The sequence below is a fragment of the Roseivivax sp. CAU 1761 genome (genome assembly GCF_054482755.1).
In genome coordinates this window covers 16,788-34,953 of the sequence record NZ_JBTLRM010000004.1, presented here as the reverse complement: position 1 = coordinate 34,953, position 18,166 = coordinate 16,788, and the positions used below count along the sequence as shown (strand labels likewise).

At 70.1% G+C, this 18,166-nt stretch carries 18 protein-coding genes; 9 read left to right on the top strand and 9 right to left on the bottom strand.

All coding sequences use genetic code 11. The features are described from left to right. Window positions 1–200: 200 nt before the first annotated feature. The 4 genes from rpsM to rplQ all read left to right on the top strand — a co-directional run bounded on the left by rpsM (window position 201) and on the right by rplQ (window position 2,657). Window positions 201–569 carry a 30S ribosomal protein S13 gene (rpsM, locus tag ACXYMW_RS04020; RefSeq protein WP_459034008.1) on the top strand — a complete coding sequence of 123 codons (369 nt, stop codon included), beginning with the start codon at window positions 201–203 and terminating at the stop codon, window positions 567–569. A gap of 15 nt (window positions 570–584) precedes the next feature. Further along, window positions 585–977, top strand: coding sequence for a 30S ribosomal protein S11 (rpsK, locus tag ACXYMW_RS04015; RefSeq protein WP_459034007.1), 393 nt, complete (start codon window positions 585–587; stop codon window positions 975–977). Between the two features lie 115 nt (window positions 978–1,092). Further along, window positions 1,093–2,109, top strand: a complete 1,017-nt coding sequence (locus ACXYMW_RS04010; protein WP_459034006.1) for a DNA-directed RNA polymerase subunit alpha — start codon at window positions 1,093–1,095, stop codon at window positions 2,107–2,109. Window positions 2,110–2,237: 128 nt separating this feature from the next. Continuing rightward, window positions 2,238–2,657 (top strand): 50S ribosomal protein L17, encoded by a 420-nt coding sequence (gene rplQ / locus ACXYMW_RS04005; protein WP_459034005.1) that lies wholly within the window; start codon window positions 2,238–2,240, stop codon window positions 2,655–2,657. Between the two features lie 149 nt (window positions 2,658–2,806). Here rplQ and ACXYMW_RS04000 read toward each other — a convergent pair whose 3' ends face one another. The 3 genes from ACXYMW_RS04000 to ACXYMW_RS03990 all read right to left on the bottom strand — a co-directional run bounded on the left by ACXYMW_RS04000 (window position 2,807) and on the right by ACXYMW_RS03990 (window position 4,950). After that, entirely contained in the window at window positions 2,807–3,364 is a 558-nt protein-coding gene (locus tag ACXYMW_RS04000) for an adenine phosphoribosyltransferase (RefSeq protein WP_459034004.1), read from the bottom strand. After that, entirely contained in the window at window positions 3,357–4,250 is an 894-nt protein-coding gene (locus tag ACXYMW_RS03995) for an S-methyl-5'-thioadenosine phosphorylase (protein WP_459034003.1), read from the bottom strand. Before ACXYMW_RS03995 ends, ACXYMW_RS04000 begins: the two co-directional genes overlap by 8 nt. A gap of 94 nt (window positions 4,251–4,344) precedes the next feature. After that, a complete protein-coding gene (locus ACXYMW_RS03990; RefSeq protein WP_459034002.1) occupies window positions 4,345–4,950 on the bottom strand; it encodes a flavin reductase family protein in 606 nt (201 codons plus the stop codon). Window positions 4,951–5,037: 87 nt separating this feature from the next. Between ACXYMW_RS03990 and ACXYMW_RS03985 the strand changes: the two genes are divergently transcribed. Beyond that, window positions 5,038–5,583, top strand: coding sequence for a GNAT family N-acetyltransferase (locus ACXYMW_RS03985; RefSeq protein ID WP_459034001.1), 546 nt, complete (start codon window positions 5,038–5,040; stop codon window positions 5,581–5,583). Then, entirely contained in the window at window positions 5,580–6,329 is a 750-nt protein-coding gene (locus tag ACXYMW_RS03980; RefSeq protein ID WP_459034000.1) for an EcsC family protein, read from the top strand. The genes ACXYMW_RS03985 and ACXYMW_RS03980 overlap by 4 nt, the downstream gene beginning before the upstream one ends. Before the next feature lie 89 nt (window positions 6,330–6,418). On the opposite strand, the gene ACXYMW_RS03975 is transcribed toward ACXYMW_RS03980, so the two are convergent. Continuing rightward, window positions 6,419–8,047, bottom strand: a complete 1,629-nt coding sequence (locus ACXYMW_RS03975) for an AMP-binding protein (protein WP_459033999.1) — start codon at window positions 8,045–8,047, stop codon at window positions 6,419–6,421. A 116-nt stretch (window positions 8,048–8,163) separates the two neighbouring features. On the opposite strand from ACXYMW_RS03975, the gene ACXYMW_RS03970 reads away from it, so the two are divergent. The 3 genes from ACXYMW_RS03970 (at window position 8,164) to ACXYMW_RS03960 (ending at window position 11,416) form a co-directional block, all read left to right on the top strand. After that, complete coding sequence (locus tag ACXYMW_RS03970; protein WP_459033998.1) at window positions 8,164–8,829, top strand: sulfotransferase family 2 domain-containing protein; 666 nt, start codon at window positions 8,164–8,166, stop codon at window positions 8,827–8,829. A gap of 152 nt (window positions 8,830–8,981) precedes the next feature. Then, window positions 8,982–10,079 carry a redox-regulated ATPase YchF gene (ychF, locus tag ACXYMW_RS03965; RefSeq protein ID WP_459033997.1) on the top strand — a complete coding sequence of 366 codons (1,098 nt, stop codon included), beginning with the start codon at window positions 8,982–8,984 and terminating at the stop codon, window positions 10,077–10,079. A gap of 110 nt (window positions 10,080–10,189) precedes the next feature. Then, complete coding sequence (locus ACXYMW_RS03960; protein ID WP_459033996.1) at window positions 10,190–11,416, top strand: AI-2E family transporter; 1,227 nt, start codon at window positions 10,190–10,192, stop codon at window positions 11,414–11,416. A gap of 28 nt (window positions 11,417–11,444) precedes the next feature. Here ACXYMW_RS03960 and ACXYMW_RS03955 read toward each other — a convergent pair whose 3' ends face one another. The 5 genes from ACXYMW_RS03955 to ACXYMW_RS03935 form a co-directional block, all read right to left on the bottom strand. Further along, a complete protein-coding gene (locus tag ACXYMW_RS03955; protein ID WP_459033995.1) occupies window positions 11,445–11,612 on the bottom strand; it encodes a hypothetical protein in 168 nt (55 codons plus the stop codon). Next, window positions 11,609–12,958: a c-type cytochrome gene (locus ACXYMW_RS03950; RefSeq protein WP_459033994.1), complete on the bottom strand. Its 1,350-nt coding sequence runs from the start codon at window positions 12,956–12,958 to the stop codon at window positions 11,609–11,611. Before ACXYMW_RS03950 ends, ACXYMW_RS03955 begins: the two co-directional genes overlap by 4 nt. Further along, complete coding sequence (locus ACXYMW_RS03945; RefSeq protein WP_459033993.1) at window positions 12,955–14,172, bottom strand: formate dehydrogenase subunit gamma; 1,218 nt, start codon at window positions 14,170–14,172, stop codon at window positions 12,955–12,957. The genes ACXYMW_RS03950 and ACXYMW_RS03945 overlap by 4 nt, the downstream gene beginning before the upstream one ends. Before the next feature lie 158 nt (window positions 14,173–14,330). Then, window positions 14,331–14,924 carry a formate dehydrogenase FDH3 subunit beta gene (gene fdh3B / locus ACXYMW_RS03940; protein ID WP_459033992.1) on the bottom strand — a complete coding sequence of 198 codons (594 nt, stop codon included), beginning with the start codon at window positions 14,922–14,924 and terminating at the stop codon, window positions 14,331–14,333. Window positions 14,925–14,936: 12 nt separating this feature from the next. Then, complete coding sequence (locus ACXYMW_RS03935) at window positions 14,937–17,942, bottom strand: formate dehydrogenase subunit alpha (protein ID WP_459033991.1); 3,006 nt, start codon at window positions 17,940–17,942, stop codon at window positions 14,937–14,939. Between the last annotated feature and the right edge of the window lie 224 nt (window positions 17,943–18,166).

The following is an 18,166-nucleotide window of genomic DNA, read 5'->3' as shown; positions in this document are numbered from 1 at the left end:
CGCGGGCCCGGGGTGTTGACGCGCCCCGGGAATCGCACTACGCACCGCCATCTCCTTTGGAGATTCGCCGCTTCCGGCCCGACTTGCGGGCCGCGCGACCACCTGATCGACCTGCGGCCCGGAGGCTTTTCAGCCGAAGGGCCAAATGTTGTGAAAAAAGGTTCTGGCGCTACGGAACCGCAACGAAGAGGAATACCGACTTGGCACGTATTGCCGGCGTCAACATCCCGACCAACAAGCGGGTGCCCGTCGCCCTCACCTACATCCACGGCATCGGCCCGTCCTCCGCGCGCGACATCTGCGACGCGGTGAACATCGACCAGACCCGCCGCGTCAACGAACTGTCCGACGCGGAAGTGGTGGCGATGCGCGAGCATATCGACGCCAACTTCACCGTCGAGGGCGACCTGCGCCGCGAGGTGCAGATCAACGTCAAGCGGCTGATGGATCTCGGCTGCTACCGCGGCCTGCGGCACCGCCGCAACCTCCCCGTGCGCGGTCAGCGCACCCATACCAACGCCCGCACCCGCAAGGGCCCGGCGAAGCCCATCGCAGGCAAGAAGAAGTAAGGGGAGACCGCAGATATGGCACGTGATACCCGTCGCGGAGGCAAGAAGAAGGTCTCCAAGAACATCGCCGCAGGCGTGGCGCATGTGAACTCGTCGTTCAACAACACCAAGATCCTGATCTCGGACGTGCAGGGCAACGCGATCTCCTGGTCGTCGGCCGGCACCATGGGCTTCAAGGGCTCGCGCAAGTCGACCCCCTACGCGGCCCAGCTCGCCGCCGAGGATGCCGGCAAGAAGGCCCAGGATCACGGCGTCAAGACCCTCGAGGTCGAGGTGCAGGGCCCGGGCTCCGGCCGAGAGAGCGCGCTGCGCGCCCTGGCCGCCGCCGGCTTCAACATCACCGCGATCCGCGACGTGACGCCGATCGCCCATAACGGCTGCCGCCCGCCGAAGCGCCGCCGGGTCTGATTTCGCGATCGACCGGCCGGGGCCGCCACCGCGCGGCCCCGGTCTGCCGTTTTCAGAAACCTCGGGAGTCCGCGGCCATCGGGACATGGGGCCGGGACGAGAATGGAGGTCCTACATGATCCACAAGAACTGGGCAGAACTGATCAAGCCCACCCAGCTCGAGGTCAAGCCCGGCAACGACCCGACCCGCAAGGCCACCGTCATCGCCGAACCGCTGGAGCGCGGCTTCGGTCTGACGCTCGGCAACGCGCTGCGCCGGGTGCTTTTGTCGTCGCTGCAAGGGGGTGCCATCACCGCCGTGCAGATCGACAACGTCCTGCATGAATTCTCCAGCGTCGCCGGCGTCCGCGAGGATGTCACCGACATCGTGCTGAACCTCAAGGGTGTGTCGCTGCGCATGGAAGTCGAGGGGCCGAAGCGCCTGTCGATCCAGGCCAAGGGCCCGGGCGTCGTCACCGCCGGCGACATCTCCGAGTCGAACGGCATCGAGATCCTCAACAAGGATCACGTGATCTGCCATCTCGACGAGGGCGCCGACCTGTTCATGGAGCTGACCGTGAACACCGGCAAGGGCTACGTCTCGGCCGACAAGAACAAGCCCGAGGATGCGCCGATCGGCCTGATCCCGATCGATGCCATCTACTCGCCGGTCAAGAAGGTCGCCTACGACGTGCAGCCGACCCGCGAGGGCCAGGTGCTTGACTACGACAAGCTGACCATGAAGATCGAGACCAACGGCGCGGTCACGCCCGAGGACGCGGTGGCCTATGCCGCGCGCATCCTGCAGGACCAGCTGTCGATCTTCGTCAACTTCGACGAGCCGGAATCGGCCAGCCGCCAGGACGACGAGGACGGGCTGGAATTCAACCCGCTCCTGCTCAAGAAGGTGGACGAGCTGGAACTGTCGGTGCGCTCGGCCAACTGCCTGAAGAACGACAACATCGTCTATATCGGCGACCTGATCCAGAAGACCGAGGCGGAGATGCTGCGCACCCCGAACTTCGGCCGCAAGTCGCTGAACGAGATCAAGGAAGTGCTTTCGGGCATGGGCCTGCATCTCGGCATGGATGTCGAGGACTGGCCGCCCGACAACATCGAGGACCTGTCGAAGAAGATGGAAGACACCTTCTGAGACCGACCGATAGCGGGCAGGGCGGCCACGGCCGCCCGGCTCCGCGCCCCGGGCCATCCGGCCCCAAGGTGAGCGGTCCGCACGCATGGGCCGCCTGACAAAGCAAAACACGACCTAGGAGTAAGACAATGCGTCACGCACGGGGTTATCGCCGCCTCAACCGCACCCACGAGCACCGCAAGGCGCTGTGGGCCAACATGGCCGGCTCGCTGATCGAGCACGAGCAGATCAAGACCACCCTGCCGAAGGCCAAGGAACTGCGCCCGATCGTCGAGAAGCTGGTCACCCTGGCCAAGCGCGGCGACCTGCATGCCCGCCGCCTGGCGGCCGCGCAGCTCAAGCAGGACATCCACGTCGCCAAGCTCTTCGACGTGCTGGGCCCGCGCCTGGCCGACCGTCAGGGCGGCTACCTGCGCATCATGAAGGCCGGCTTCCGCTATGGCGACATGGCGCCGATGGCGATCATCGAGTTCGTCGACCGCGACCCGGCCGCCAAGGGCGCCGCCGACCGCGCCCGGCTCGAGGCCGAGGACGCCACCGCGGAGTGATCCGCGATCACGGCCACGCCTTTCGGGGCCCCGCCATCGGCGGGGCCTTTTTTCGTTCCGGCCGGGCCGTCGGGCGCTTCGCACGGGGGGCTGCCTTGGCGCTTGGCGCCGGCCGTCCGGCCGCCGCCCGCGCGCCGGTGGGCGGCGGCTCAGTCGCCCTCGAAGGCGCAGAGCGCGTGGACCTCGTGGCCCAGCCGCTCGAGCCGGGCGCGGCCGCCGAGATCGGGCAGGTCGACGATGAAGGCGCAGCCCATCACCGTGCCGCCGAGACGTTCGATCAGCTTGATCCCGGCCTCGGCGGTGCCGCCGGTGGCCAGCAGGTCGTCGACCAGCAGGATGCGCTCGCCGGGAGCGATGGCGTCGTCATGCACCTCGACCACCGCCTCGCCGTATTCCAGCTGGTAGGCCTCGGAGATCACCGCGCCGGGCAGCTTGCCCTTCTTGCGGATCGGCACGAAGCCGGCGGAGAGCTGGTGCGCCACCGCGCCGCCGAGGATGAAGCCGCGCGCCTCGAGGCCCACCACCTTGTCGAAGCGCAGCCCGGCATAGGGGTGCAGCAGCTGGTCGATGGCCATGCGGAAGCCGCGCGGATCGGCGAACAGCGTGGTCACGTCGCGGAACTGGATGCCCTCGTGCGGGAAGTCGACGATGGTGCGGATGTAGTCGCGGACATCGGGCCGGGCGGCCGGGCGGCGGGTCTCAGGCATGGTCTGGGCCTTCTTCGGGAGCGGAGAGGACGCGCCCCGCCACCGCGTCGAGCCGAGCGAGAAGCCCGGGATCGCGGGCGGCGGGCGCGGTGATGAGGGCGTGGTCGAGCGCGCGGTGGCAGCCCGCCGGGCAGGGCGCGGCGAGCCGCGACGCGGCCTCGGGCAGGGCCGCGGCGGCGGCCCGGGCATGGCGGGCATTGGCCGCCAGTGTGGCGACGATCTCGGCGACCTCGACCGCGTCGTGGTCGGGATGCCAGCAATCGTAATCGGTCACCATGGCGACCGGCGCGTAGCAGATCTCGGCCTCCCGGGCGAGCCGCGCCTCGGGCATGTTGGTCATGCCGATGACGTCGGCGCCCCAGACCTCGCGGTAGAGCCGGCTCTCGGCGAGGGTGGAGAATTGCGGGCCTTCCATGGCGAGGTAGGTGCCGCCCTCGTGCACGGTGACGCCGGCCGAGCGCGCGGCGGCGCCGGCCGCGGCGGCGAGATGCGGGCAGGTCGGATGGGCCAGCGAGACATGCGCCACGCAGCCCGAGCCGAAGAACGAGGCCGGGCGGTCGCGGGTGCGGTCGATGAACTGGTCGACGAGGACGAAATCCCCGGGCCGCATCTCCGCGCGGAACGACCCGCAGGCCGACAGGCTGACGATCCGGGTGACGCCGAGCCGCTTCAGGGCGTCGATATTGGCCCGGTAGGGCACCTCGGAGGGCGACAGCCTATGGCCGCGGCCGTGGCGCGGCAGGAAGGCCAGGTCGCAGCCGCCCAGCCGACCCGTCAGGATGGCGTCCGAGGGCGCCCCCCAGGGCGTCTCCACGCTCTGCCACTGCGCGTCTTCGAAGCCCGGCAGGTCATAGAGACCCGATCCGCCGATGATGCCGAGGGTCATGCCGCCTCCTGATGTCCTGGCCGTCGCTCACCGGCCACCATAGGCCGCTCCGCGGCGCGCGGAAGGGCCGCCGGCGGCCGGCCGCGGCGCCGGCTCATTCCCCCGGGCGCTTCAGCGAGAATTTCTCGCGCACCACGGTGTAGTCGCGGTAGCCCATGCGCGAGAGCGGGTTGAAGGCCAGCACGTCGAACTGGCCGTCGCGGATGCAATCGTCGCGCAGATGCACGCCCACCACTTCGCCGAAGACCACGTAATTGGCCTCGCCCGGCAGCTTGACGATCTCGGTCAGGCGGCATTCGAGGTTGGCCGGGGCGCGCGCCACGCGCGAGCAGGCGATGGCCTCGCAGGGAGCGCGCTCGATCCCGGCCAGGTCGAACTCGTCGACATCGCGGGCCCAGTCGCCCGAGGTGCGGTTCATCACGTCGCGCATCTCGTATTCGACGATGTTGACGCAGAACACTTCGGTCTCGCGGATATGGGCGACGCTGTCCTTGGTGTCGCCGCGATCCTCTTTCGCCGAGGTCGAGGCGAACATCACCTGCGGCGGCACGTAGGCCACGGCGTTGAAGAACGAATACGGCGCGAGGTTTTCCTGCCCGTCGGCGCCGCGGGTCGAGATCCAGCCGATGGGGCGGGGGGTGACGACGGCGTTGAACGGGTTGTGGGGCAGGCCGTGGCCGTCCTCGGGGCGATAGAACATCGCGTCTCTCCTTCACGGGGTTCCGGTTTGCCCGAGACTTAGCCCCATGCTAGGCGGAATGTCGAACCGGAAGCGGGGCGGGCGGGCGTGTATCGCATCAGGCAGGAAAACGCGGAGGATGCCTGGGAGGTCGAGGCCCTGTTCGACCTGTGCTTCGCGCCGGGCCGGGCGGCGCTGTCCTCCTACCGCCTGCGCGAGGGCGTGCCGCCGGTGGCCGCGCTCTGCCGGGTGGCGCGCTGGGACGGAACCGGCATCCTCGGCGGCGCCATCCGCTACTGGCCGGTGCGGGTGGGCGAGGCCGCGGCGCTGCTCCTCGGGCCGGTCGCGGTGCACCCCACCGCGCAGGGCGAGGGCCTCGGCGCGGCGCTGATCCGCGACAGCCTCGCCACGGCCCGCGCCGCCGGCTGGGAACGGGTGCTGCTGGTGGGCGACGCGCCCTATTATTCCCGCTTCGGCTTCGCCCGCATCGACAATGTCGAGATGCCGCCGCCGACCAATCCGGAGCGGGTGCTGGCGCTCGACCTGGCGCCCGGCGCCTGGGCGGGACAGGGCGGCCCGGTGCGGCCGGCCATTGAAAGCGCCGGCCCGGCGACCGATCTTGTGGCCGAGGACAAATGCGAGGGGGCATCATGACCGGCACCGCCTTGGCCACGGCCACGTTCGACGCCGACCTGACCCGGCTGGCGCGGCGCCACCGCGCCGCGGGGGGCGTCGGGCTGCAGGTCCTCAACGTCATCGGCAGCCAGGCCGAGAACCTGCTGGAGCGGCTGCCCGACCGCGTCAAGGACCGCCTCGAGGAGGCCACCACGCGGGCGCTCGAGGTGGCGATGCGCGCCGCCGCCGGCAGCCGCGGCGTGGTGCCCGACCAGAAGGGCTGGCTGAACACCGCCATCGCCACCGCCATGGGCGCCGCCGGCGGCGCCGGCGGCCTGCCCACCGCGCTGGCGGAGCTGCCGGTCACGGTGACGGTGCTGCTGCGCGCCATCCAGGGCATCGCCGCCGAACACGGCTTCGACCCGGCCGATCCGGAGATCCAGAAGGAATGCCTCGCCGTCTTCGGCAGCGCCGGCCCGCTGGAGGCCGATGACGGCGTCGACATGGCCTTCCTGTCGGCCCGCATCACCCTGACCGGGGCGACGGTGCACGGGCTGATCGGCAAGGTGGCGCCGCGCCTCGCCACGGTGCTGGGCCAGAAGCTCGCCGCCCAGACCGTGCCGGTGATCGGCGCCGCTGCGGGGGCCGCCACCAACTACGCCTACACCTCCTATTACCAGGAGATGGCGCAGGTCCATTTCGGCCTCAAGCGGCTGGCCCAGGACAGCGGCCAGAGCCGCGACGCGGTGCTCGCCGCCTTCCGCACCACCCGCGCCCGCCTCTGACCGCCCCCCAGCTTCTTCTGAGCGGAAATATCCCGGGGTGAATTGGCCGCCCCCGGCGGCCAAGAGGGGCAGCGCCCCTCGACCTCCGCTCACACCTCGCGGGCCCGCGCGCGCAGCTGGAACTTCTGGATCTTCCCCGTCGAGGTCTTCGGCAATTCGTCGAACACCACCCGTTTCGGGGTCTTGAACCCGGCCAGTCGCTCGCGCGTCCAGGCGATCAGCTCGGCCTCGTCGAGCGTCGCGCCGTCCTTCAGCTCGACGAAGGCGCAGGGCACCTCGCCCCATTTCTCGTCCGGCTGGGCGACCACGGCGCAGAGGCTGACCGCGTCGTGCCCCATCAGCACGCCCTCGACCTCGACCGAGGAAATGTTCTCGCCGCCCGAGATGATGATGTCCTTGGCGCGGTCGGCGATGCGGATATAGCCGTCCGCCTCCAGCACGGCGAGGTCGCCGGTATGGAACCAGCCGCCGGCGAAATCCTTCTCGGTGGCCTCGGGGTTGCGGTAATAGCCCTTCATCACGCCGTTGCCGCGATACATGATCTCGCCCTGGGTGGCGCCGTCGCGGGGCACCGGCGCCAGGGTCTCGGGGTCGAGCACGGTGTTGGCCTCCATGAACGGCATGCCGACGCCCTGGCGCGCCTTGATCCGCGCCCGCTCGTCGCCCTCGAACCCGTCCCAGGCGTCCTGCCAGCAGCATTCGGTGGCCGGGCCGTAGGTCTCGGTGAGGCCGTAGACATGGGTCACGTTGAAGCCCAGCGGCTCGATCCGCTTCAGCGTCGCCGGGGCGGGCGGGGCGCCGGCGGTGAACACCTCGACCACGTGGTCGAAGGCGCGCCGCTCGCTCTCGGGGGCGTTGATCAGGGTGTTCAGCACGATCGGCGCGCCGCCGAAATGCGTCACGCCCTCGTCGGCGATGGCGTCGTAGATCGGCTTGGCGCGGATCTCGCGGCAGCAGACGATGGTGCCGCCCACCGCCGGCATCATCCAGCTGTGGCACCAGCCGTTGCAATGGAAGAGCGGCACGATGGTCAGGTAGACCGGGTTCAGCACCATGCGCCAGGACAGCACCTGGCCCATGGCGTTCAGATAGGCGCCGCGGTGATGGTAGACCACGCCCTTGGGCCGCCCGGTGGTCCCCGACGTGTAGTTCAGCGCCAGGCTCTCCCACTCGTCCTCGGGCATCACCCAGGCGACATCCGGATCGCCCCCCGCGAGCAGCTCCTCGTAGGTCGGATGCGCGCCGGAGGCGGCGATCCCGGCCTCGGCATCGGGCACCTCGACGAGGCGCGGCGCCGGACCCGTCATGCGGGCCAGGGCGTCTTGGGCGAGGCCCAGGAACTGGCTGTCGGCCAGCAGCACCCGGGCGCCGCCATGGTCGAGGATATAGGCCACGGTGTCGGGGTCGAGCCGGGTGTTGATGGCGTTCAGCACCGCGCCGCAGGCCGGCACGCCGAAATGCGCCTCGACATGCGGCGGCACGTTGGGCAGGAGCGTCGCCACCACGTCGCCCGGGCGCACTCCGAGCCCGGCCAGCGCCGAGGCCAGCCGGCTGCAGCGCGCCCGGTGCTCGGCATAGCTGCGCCGCGTGCCGCCATAGACCAGCGCGTCGCGGTCCGGCCAGATCCCCGCCGCGCGGGTGAGGAAGGACAGCGGCGTCAGGGGCGCGTAATTCGCGGCCCGCTTCCCGAGCCCGGTTTCGTCGGCCAGCCAGCCCATCGCGTTCTCCTCCCGCTGCGCGTTCCGCGGCGGGCAGGATGCGGCGCTTCGCCGGGCCGCGCAAGAGCCCTCCTCCGACGCTTCCGCGCCGCGCCGGCGCCGGCTAGGGTGGCGCCATGATCATCTCGCCCGGCCGGCGCTACATCTTCGTGCATATCCCGAAAACCGGCGGCACGGCGCTCGCCCGGGCGCTGGAGGCGCGCGCCATGGCCGCCGACATCCTGATCGGCGACACCTCGAAGGCGCGCCGCCGCCGCGCCCGGGTGCTGCGCCTGGCGGCGCGCGGCCGGCTCTGGAAACACGCCACCCTGGCCGATCTCGACGGCGTGCTGAGCCCCGAGGAGATCGCCGGGCATTTCACCTTCGCGCTGGTGCGCAACCCGTGGGACCGCGCGGTGAGCTATTATCACTGGCTGCGGGCGCAGCGCTTCGACCACCCGGCCGTGCCGCTGGCGCAGCGCCTGGCCTTCTCGGATTTCCTCGCCCACCCGGTGACCGCGCGCGGCTTCCGCGCCAACCCCTACGGCGCCTATCTGCGCGACGTCACCGGCACCGAGCGCGCCAGCCACTGGATCCGGCTCGAGCATCTCGCCACCGACCTAGCCCCTCTGGAGGCGCATCTGGGCTTCCGCCTCGAGGTCGGCCGCGCGAACCGCTCCGAGCGCCACCCCGACTGGCGGCGCTATTACAGCGCCGCCGATGCCGAGCGCCTGGCCGCGCTCTGCGCCGAGGACATCGCCCGCTTCGGCTACCGCTTCGACCCCGCCCCGTCCTTCTTCTGAGCGGAAATATCCCGGGGTGAATTGGCCGCCCCGGGCGGCCAAGAGGGGCCGCGCCCCTCGCGCCCTCGCCGCCCGCGCCGCAGCCCCGCACCCTTGCGCCGCGCCGCCCCGGCGCCTAGAAGCCCCCGAACCTTCAGCGAGCGAGGATCGAGATGGGCTTCCGGATGGGAATCGTGGGTCTGCCGAATGTCGGCAAGTCGACCCTGTTCAACGCGCTGACCCGCACCGCGGCGGCGCAGGCGGCGAATTTCCCGTTCTGCACCATCGAGCCCAATGTCGGCGACGTGGCGGTGCCCGATGCCCGGCTCGACCGGCTGGCCGGGATCGCCAAGTCGCGGCAGGTGATCCCGACCCGGCTGACCTTCGTCGACATCGCGGGCCTGGTGAAGGGCGCCTCGAAGGGCGAGGGGCTCGGCAACCAGTTCCTCGCCAATATCCGCGAGGTCGACGCCATCGCGCATGTGCTGCGCTGCTTCGAGGACGGCGACGTCACCCATGTCGAGGACCGCGTCGACCCGGTGGCCGATGCCGAGACCATCGAGACCGAGCTGATGATCGCCGACATGGAATCGATCGAGAAGCGGATGGCGAACCTCACGCGCAAGGTGCGTGGCGGCGACAAGGACGCGGTGCAGCAGGAGCGGCTCCTGAAGGCCGCCATGGCGGCGCTGGAGGCGGGGCGCCCGGCGCGCACCGTGGCGGTCGATGCCGAGGACGCCAAGGCCTGGCGCATGCTGCAGCTGCTGACCACCAAGCCGGTGCTCTATGTCTGCAACGTCTCCGAGGACGAGTCCGCCTCCGGCAACGCCCATTCCGAGGCGGTGGCCAGGATGGCGGCCGATCAGGGCAACGCCCATGTGGTGATCTCGGCCAAGATCGAGGAGGAGATCAGCCAGCTCGAGGCCGAGGAGGCGGAGATGTTCCTGTCCGAGATGGGCCTCGAGGAGCCCGGCCTCGACCGCCTGATCAAGGCCGGCTACGGGCTTCTGAAGCTCGAGACCTATTTCACCGTGGGGCCCAAGGAGGCGCGCGCCTGGACCATCCCGCAGGGCACGCTGGCGCCGCAGGCGGCGGGCGTGATCCACGGCGATTTCGAGAAGGGCTTCATCCGCGCCGAGACCATCTCCTACGACGATTACGTCGCGCTCGGCGGCGAGCAGCCGGCCAAGGAGGCCGGCAAGATGCGCGCCGAGGGCAAGGCCTACCGGGTGCAGGACGGCGACGTGCTGCACTTTCTCTTCAACACCTGAGTCCTTCCCCGCTCCGCGCGCTGGCACGGATTCGCGCGGAACCGGAGCAGCCCCTGGCGACTTTCCTCCCCGGTGGACAGGCTCCCGCCTGTCGGAGGGAACACGCGTTGATGGCCCGGACAGGGGACAATGCTTCCAGTGAGGACGGCCGGTCGGCGGAGGGTCACGAGGATCCGCCCGCCGCGCCGCCGATCCACGTCGCCTCGCAGCGGCGGGTGCAGCCGGCGGTCGTGCTGATCGCGCTGATCGCGGCTGTGGCGGCGCTGGTCGCGGCCCGCTCCTTCCTGATGCCGGTGCTGCTGGCGCTGCTGCTGAACCTGACCTTCGCCCCGGTGCGGCGCTGGGCCACGCGGCGCGGCGTGCCGCCGGCGATCACCTCGGCGCTGGTGGTGCTGTCGCTTTTCGTCGGCGTCGGCGCGGTGGCCATGGCGCTGTCCACCCCGGTGCAGGATTACGCCACCCGCGGGCCGGAACTGGTGCGCGAGGTGGAGTACAAGCTGCGCGGCCTGAGCGAGATGCTCGAAACGGTGGCCGAGGCTGGCGAGAAGGTCGACGAACTGGCCGGCGAGGAGAAGCCCGGCGATCCCGAGAAGGTGGTGGTCCAGCAGGGGCCCGACCTGGTCACCCGGGTGGCGCTGAGCGCGCCGTCGGTGCTGGCGCAGGTGATCTTCACCCTGGTGCTGCTGTTCTTCCTGATGGCCTCGGGCAACCTGTTCTACGAGAAGATCGTGCAGGCCAACCCGACCTTCGCCGACAAGCGGCGCGCCATCGGCATCGCCTACGACATCGAGCGCCAGCTCAGCCGCTACTTTCTGACCATCACGCTGATCAATTTCGGCCTCGGGGTGGCGATCGGGGTGATGCTCTGGGGCGTCGGCATGCCGAACCCGCTGCTTTTCGGGGTGATGGGCTTTTTGCTCAACTTCATCCCCTATATCGGCGCGGTGCTGGGCGCCGCCATCACCTTCGGGATCGGGGTGATCCAGCTCGACACGGTGAGCCAGGCCTTCCTCGCCGCCGGCGGCTTCCTGGCGCTGACCAGCATCGAGGGCCAGCTGATCACCCCCTACACGGTGGGGCGCCGGCTTGAACTGAACCCGGTCGTGGTGTTCCTCGCAGTGGCGTTCTGGGGCTGGGCCTGGTCGGTGATCGGCATGTTCGTGGCAGTGCCGGTGCTGATCGCCATCCGGGTCTTCTGCGATCACGTGCCGCGCTACCGCACCACGGCTTTGTTCCTCGCCGGCCCCCATGCCTCCCGCGAGAAGAGCGCCGAGGCCGCCGAGGAGGCCGAGGAAGAGGCCGTCGAGGTGGTGCGCCCGGACGAGGGCAAGATCTGAGCCGCGGCGCGCGCCCGGCGCGCCGGCATCACTCCGGCAGGTCGATCAGGTTCTCGTCCTCGGGGCCGGCATCGCCCAGCCGCACGCTGTCCGAGACGACGCGTTCGGCAGCGGTGTAGTCGAGGGCATCGAGCACCAGATAGGCGACGCCGGACAGAACCAGGGCGGCCACGAAACCGGTGAGCATGACTTTCATTCGAGTGTCTCCTTGGCCGCGGTGGCGCGGCGCAGATAAGCGACCAGATCGGCCCGGTCCTGGGCCGAGGTGATGCGCTGCATGGGCATCTTGGTTCCCGGCACGTAATGCAGCGGACCGATCTCGAACAGAGCGGCGACGCTCTCCTCGTCCCAGACCAGGTCCGATTGCGCCAGCGCCTCGGAATAGATGTAATCGGGCACCGTGCCGGCCTTGCGGCCGAACAGCGCGTGCAAGGTGGGCCCGGCGCGGCGGGCGCTGCCGGGGGTCAGGGTGTGGCAGATCGAGCATTTGCGCATGAACTGCCGCTCGCCGTTCGACATCGTCGCCGGGTCGGCGAGGAAGCTCTCGCCGCCCGTGGGCATCGGCGCCTGGGCGTCGAGCGTGCCCACCGGCCAGCCATGCACCGCGGCGTCGAGCCCCGCGGCGTAGAGCGTGGCGCCGTCCGGCGAGAAGGCCAGCGCCCAGATCGGGCCGCTGAGCGCGGCGCGGAAATCGCGCTCCACCGACCAGTCGGCGGTGGTCACCACCATGATGTAGCCCTCGCCGTCGCCGACCGCGAGCCGGTCGCCCGCGGGCGAGACCGCGAGCGCCAGGATGGGCCGCCGTTCCAGCGACAGGTCGGCCAGCGGGGCGCCGTCGAGATCGACGATGCGGGTCACGCCGTCGACCGCGCCGTAGGCCAGCCAGCCCGCGGCCTCGTCCAGCGCCAGCACGTTGAGACCGAAGCCGTGCTCCACCAGCCGCGCGGTCTCGGTGCCGCTGGCGCGGTCCCAGACCCTGAGCGTGCCGTCGGCGGAGGCGGAGTAGAGCCGCGCCCCGTCGTCGGAGAGCACCACGTCGTTGACCGCGCCGTCATGGGCGTCGAGGAAGCGTGGCGCGCCGCCCCCGGCGGGCCAGAGCCCGATCGTGCCGTCCCAGCTTGCCGAGGCGATGCCGGCCAGATCGGCTGCCACCGCCGCGACCTTGCCGGCATGGCCCTCGAGCCGTTCCGCCGGCGCGCCGTCGGGGCTCCAGTGGATGACGTCGAAATCGTCGGCGCCGGAGACCAGCGACCCGTCGGGCGCGAAGGTCACGCTGTTGACCGCCGCCTCGTGGCCGTCGAGCCAGCGCGGCGTGCCGTCATCGCTCCAGAGCCCCACGGAATTGTCGAAGCTGGCCGAGGCCACGGCGCCGTCCGGGGCCACCGCGATCGCCATCACCGGCCCGCCATGGCCGGCCAGCGTGACCGCCTCGGAGGCCAGGGTGGGTCCGGCCGTGAGGCCGGGCGCCGCCGCCAGGGCCAGCGCCCAGAGGGCGGGGCGGCGGCCCCGGGCCGCGGCTGCGGCAGCGCCGGTCCGGGTCATTCCGCGGGCGTCGCCCCGGAGGGTGCGACATCCCCCTCGGCGAGCTTCTTCTCGGCCCAGAGCGAATGGTGCTCGCGGGCCCATTGCTCTTCCACGTCGCCGCGGCTCATGGCGTCCCAGGCGCCTTCCATGCCCAGCGTGCCGATGTAGATGTGGGCGATGATGATGGCCATGAAGACGAAGGCCACGATGGCGTGCCAGAGCTGCGCGAACTGCATCTCGGCCTGCGGGCTGAGCGCGGTCGGCAGCTGCCCGGCGCCGGCCAGTTCCGGCAGGCCGAGCGCGTTCACCTTCTCGAAGGTGGGCGCGAACATCGGCAGGTCGAAGGGGAAGAGCAGCGACAGGCCGGAGGCCGAGACCGAGGCGCCGAGCACGATCACCGACCAGAAGATCAGCTTCTGGCCGAAGTTGAACTTCTTCGCCGGCGGGTGGCCCTTGCCGATGAAGCCGCCGCCGGCGAGGATCCATTTCACGTCGGTGCGGTCGGGCAGGTTGTGGCGGACCCACATCACGAAGACCACGACCAGCGCGATCATGAAGGCCCAGGAAATGTTGTTGTGGACCCATTTCGAGGCCAGGGCGAGGTCGGCGTAGAGCTCGCGGCCCATCCACGGGATCATGTATTGCCGGCCCATCAGGGTGAACAGCCCGGTGATCGCCAGCGCCAGGAAGGAGCCCGCCAGCACCCAGTGGGTGAAGCGCTCGACCCAGCGGAAGCGCGGGATGCGGCGCCCGGTCTTGGGACCATGGATGCGGATCCGCCCCTTGACCAAGTAGAACAGCGCCAGCAGCGTGATGGTGCCGAGCAGCAGCCAGCCGCCATAGGTGATCAGCGGGCCACGGCGAAACTCCAGCCACCACATGCCGCGGTCCTGCATGATGACGTCGGCGGCGGGGCCACGGTCCTGGGTCCGCATCTCGCGCTGGTCGAAGCGGAAGGCGCGCCACAGATCGGCGTCCGAGGAGCCGCCGAGGGTGCCGAGCGGGCCCAGCGCCCCGTCCGGCGAGACGTCGCGGCCGACCAGTTCGTCGCGGCCGCCGGGACCGACGCGCTGGCCCTCCTGGCGGCGCAGGATGTCCTCCAGCGTCGGCGTGGTGCCCTCGGTGGCGGGGGCGACGGATTCGGGCGTCTCGACGCTCTGGGCGGCGGCCGGAGCGGCCAGTCCCAGCGCGAGCGACAGGATGGCGAGGCATCGCAGAAGCGGGTTCATCATGATCTCCTCCGCGGGCGGGCCGCAGACTACGTCCTTTCAGACCGGGCGGCGGGCGCGCCGGTCAAACCGGACCGGCGGCGCGTTTCCGCGCCGCCGGGATGACGGGTGGGGGACCCGCGCGGGCGGGACCCTCCGGGCCTGTGCGACCGTGGCGCGGCTCAGCCGCCCTTCTGGTCGTAGGCGGTGCCCCAGCCCCAGGCGCCGGAACCGAAGCCGCGGGCCACCACGCGTTCGCGGTAGATCCCCGAGACGACGTCGCCGTCGCCGGCCAGCAATGCCTTGGTCGAGCACATCTCGGCGCAGATCGGCAGCTTGCCCTCGGCGATCCGGTTGCGGCCGTACTTGTTGAACTCGGCGGAGGAGTTGTTCTCCTCGGGGCCGCCGGCGCAGAAGGTGCACTTGTCCATCTTGCCGCGGGAGCCGAAATTGCCGGCCTGCGGGTATTGCGGCGCGCCGAACGGGCAGGCGTAGAAGCAGTAGCCGCAGCCGATGCACAGATCCTTGGAATGCAGCACGATGCCGTCGGCGGTCTGGTAGAAGCAGTCCACCGGGCAGACGGCCATGCAGGGCGCGTCCGAGCAGTGCATGCAGGCGACCGATATCGACCGCTCGCCCGGATTGCCGTCCTGGATCGTCACCACGCGGCGGCGGTTGATCCCCCAGGGCACCTCGTGCTCGTTCTTGCAGGCGGTGACGCAGGCGTTGCATTCGATGCAGCGTTCGGCGTCGCAGAGAAATTTAGCGCGTGCCATGTCGTTAACTCCTTACGCTGCCACGATCTTGCACAGGGTGGCCTTGGTTTCCTGCATCTGCGTGACGCTGTCGTAGCCATAGGTCTGGGCGGTGTTGGTGGATTCCCCCAACACGTAGGGATCGGCGCCCTCGGGGTAGTAGGACCGCCGGTCCTCGCCTTGCCAGAAGCCGCCGAAGTGGAACGGCATGAAGGCCACGCCGGGCGCCACCCGTTCGGTCACCAGCGACTTGACCTTGATCCGGCCGCCCTCCGGGCCCTCGACCCAGACCATCGCGCCGTCGCGGATGCCGAGGTTGTTGGCGTCGCGCGGATTGACCTCGATGAACATGTCCTGCTGCAGCTCGGCGAGCCACGGGTTCGACCGGGTCTCGTCGCCGCCGCCCTCGTATTCCACCAGGCGTCCGGAGGTGAGGGTGATCGGGAAGTCCTTCGAGAAGTCGGTCTTCTGGATCGAGGCATACATGGTCGGCACCCGCCAGAACTTCTTGTCCTCGTAGGTCGGGTAATCGGCCACCAGGTCGTAGCGCGGCGTGTAGAGCGGCTCGCGGTGGATCGGCACCGGGTCCGGGAAGGTCCAGACCACGGCGCGGGCCTTGGCGTTGCCGTAGGGGGCGCAGCCATGCTTGATCGCGACGCGCTGGATGCCGCCCGAAAGGTCGGTCTTCCAGTTCACCCCGCCGACCTTCTCGGCGTAGTCGGACGGGTAGGGGCCGGTCTGCGACTGCTCGCCGACATCGGTCTGGCCCTCGCCGTTCTGTCCGGCCTGCTTTTCCTCCTCGCGGACATAGCCCGCCACCTGCTCGATGACCGACCGCTCCTCGGCGGTGAGATCGCCGTCCCAGCCGAGATCGATCAGCATCTGCATGGTGAACTCGGGATAGCCGTCCTGGATCTCGGAGCCCACCGGGTAGACGCCCTCGGCCAGCAGGTTCTCGCCGTCGCGCTCCACGCCGAAGCGGGCGCGGAAGCCCATGCCGCCCTCGGCCACCGGCTTGGAGATGTCATAGAGGTTCGGCGACCCCGGATGGTTCATCTCCGCGGTGCCCCAGGCCGGCCACGGCAGACCGTAATAGTCGCCGTCCGCCGGACCGCCATTGGCGCGCAGCGTGGTCTTGTCGAAGGTGTGCTGGTTCTGCATGTGGGTGCGCATCCGCTCCGGCGACTGGCCGGTATAGCCGATGGTCCACATGCCCTTGTTGAACTCGCGGGTCAGGTCCTCGATCAGCGGCTCGTCGCCGTTGACCTCGATGTTGCGGAACATGCGGTCGGTGAAACCGAACTTGTCCGCGAACAGCTTGAGGATGGTGTGATCCGGCAGGCTCTCGAAGATCGGGTCGACCACCTTCTCGCGCCATTGCAGCGACCGGTTCGACGCGGTGACCGAGCCGTAGGTCTCGAACTGCGTGGCCGCCGGCAGCAGATAGACGCCGTCGGTGCGGTCCTGCATGATCGCCGAGACGGTCGGGTAGGGATCGACCACGACCATCAGGTCGAGCTTCTCCATCGCCGTCTTCATCTCCGGCAGGCGGGTCTGCGAGTTCGGGGCATGGCCCCAGAGCACCATCGCCCGGGTGTTGTCGGGCTGGGTCAGGTTCTCCTTGTCCTCGAGGACGCCGTCGATCCAGCGCGACACCGGGATGCCGGTCTCGTTGATCATCATCCGGTCTTTGCCGTCCTCGCCGTCGCCCGCCATCACGGCGAAGCGGCCGCGCAGCCATTCCAGATCCTCGCCCCAGACCCGGGCCCAGTGCGCCCAGGAGCCGTCGGAGAGGCCGTAATAGCCGGGCAGGGTGTCGGCGAGCACGCCGAGATCGGTCGCGCCCTGCACGTTGTCATGGCCGCGGAAGATGTTGGTGCCGCCGCCCGCGGTGCCCATGTTGCCGAGCGCCAGCTGCAGGATGCAGTAGGCCCGGGTGTTGTTGTTGCCGTTGGTGTGCTGGGTGCCGCCCATGCACCAGATCACGGTGCCGGGACGGTTGTTGGCCATGGTGCGGGCCACCCGCTCGAGCTGGCTGCCGGGCGTGCCGGTGATGCGCTCGACCTCTTCGGGGGTGTACTTGGCCACCTCGGCACGGATCTCGTCCATGCCCCAGACCCGGGTGCGGATGAACTCCTTGTCCTCCCAGCCGTTCTCGAAGATGTGCCACAGGATGCCCCAGACCAGCGCCACATCGGTGCCGGGCCGGAAGCGGACATATTCGTCGGCATGCGCCGCGGTCCGGGTGAAGCGCGGATCGCAGACGATCAGCGGGGCGTTGTTCTGCTCCTTGGCCTTCAGGATGTGCTGGAGCGAGACCGGGTGCGCCTCCGCCGGGTTGCCGCCGATCACGAAGATCGCCCGCGACAGGTGGATGTCGTTGTAGGAGTTGGTCATGGCGCCGTAGCCCCATGTGTTGGCAACCCCGGCCACCGTGGTGGAGTGGCAGATCCGCGCCTGGTGGTCGACGTTGTTGGTCCCCCAGTAGGCGGCGAACTTGCGGAACAGGTAGGCCTGTTCGTTGTTATGCTTGGCCGAGCCCAGCCAGTAGACCGAATCCGGGCCGCTCTCTTCGCGGATGGCGAGCATCTTGTCGCCGATCTCGTTGATCGCGTCGGCCCAGGACATGCGGACCCATTCGCCGCCTTCCTTCTTCATCGGGTACTTGAGCCGGCGTTCGCCATGCGTGTGCTCGCGCACCGAGGCGCCCTTGGCGCAATGCGCGCCGAGGTTGAACGGGCTGTCCCAGCCCGGCTCCTGGCCGACCCAGACGCCGTTGGCGGTCTCGGCGATCACCGTGCAGCCCACCGAGCAGTGGGTGCAGACGGTCTTCACCGTCTCGACGGCACCGCGCACCGCCTCGTCGGCGCTGGCCGGGGTGACCGCGCCGCCGGTGGCGCCGATCGCGGCCAGGCCGCCGATGGCGAGGCCGGAGCCGCGCAGGAAGGCGCGGCGGTCGACGGCGGCGCCGGTAATGTCGGACAGCAGGCCGGTCCGCGCGCTGCGCTGGACGGTGCCTGTGGATTTCTTGCGAAGCATCGTTCCCTCCGTTGCTGGGTTCCGCCCCGGGGGCGGACCTGGCTGGCCGGTCTGCGGGCCCTGTCCCGCCGGCCTCTTAGGCTGGCGTCCGGGTCAGAACCGGGCGGCGGCGAAATAGGCGCGGGTATGCGCGGTGTCCTGCAAGCGCGCCTCGGACCCGTCCTGCGGCACGGCCGCGGCGGCGTCGGTGGCGGTGCCGCCCACGGCGGCCGCGGCCAGTGCCA